Origin of the sequence: Streptomyces sp. SID3343 (assembly GCF_009865215.1) — a bacterium.
GTDB lineage: Bacteria > Actinomycetota > Actinomycetes > Streptomycetales > Streptomycetaceae > Embleya.
In genome coordinates this window covers 1-547 of sequence record NZ_WWJX01000980.1, presented here as the reverse complement: position 1 = coordinate 547, position 547 = coordinate 1, and the positions used below count along the sequence as shown (strand labels likewise).

Here is a 547-nt window from a genome sequence, read left to right as displayed (position 1 = left end):
TGGCTGTCGCCGCTGCCGCCGGAGGGCGCGTCGGCGATCTTGTACCGCACGACCGAGCGCGCCGCCGAGATCGCCGGCCGGCAGGGGATCCGCTCGGCCGACCTGTTGCGCGATCACATCGTGGACCGGGTCGTGCCCGAACTCCCGGACGCCGCCGAGGAGCCCGGCGCGTTCGTGCGGCGCGTCGCGGGGGTGTTGGAGCACGAGCTCACCGCGTTGCGCGCGCTGGATGGGGACGCTCGGGTGGCGGCCCGGCTCGCCCGATACCGCAGGCTCGGACTGTGACCCGAGCGAGTGACGCCCGCTTCACTCGGACGAGTGACTAGGGGTGGGAGTCCCGGACGGCAAGTCCCGCCGCTTCCTAGCCTGGCAGTGGTCCGGGAACCGGGCCGGCACAGCCCGACCCGTCCGAGCACGGGCCAGGACGGGCCGGCTCGGCCCGGCGCCCCGTCTCCCGAGCGTGCGACGGCTCGATCGCGCCGTCGCGCACGGGGTTTTCGGCACGGGCGGACCGGGCCGCAGGGAAGGGGGTCGCGGGTCGGCCAGT

General features: G+C 75.5%; 1 pseudogene. It reads left to right on the top strand.

The features are described from left to right. Positions 1-285: pseudogene (locus GT354_RS30630) on the top strand (acetyl-CoA carboxyl transferase); the annotation flags it as partial. Between the last annotated feature and the right edge of the window lie 262 nt (positions 286-547).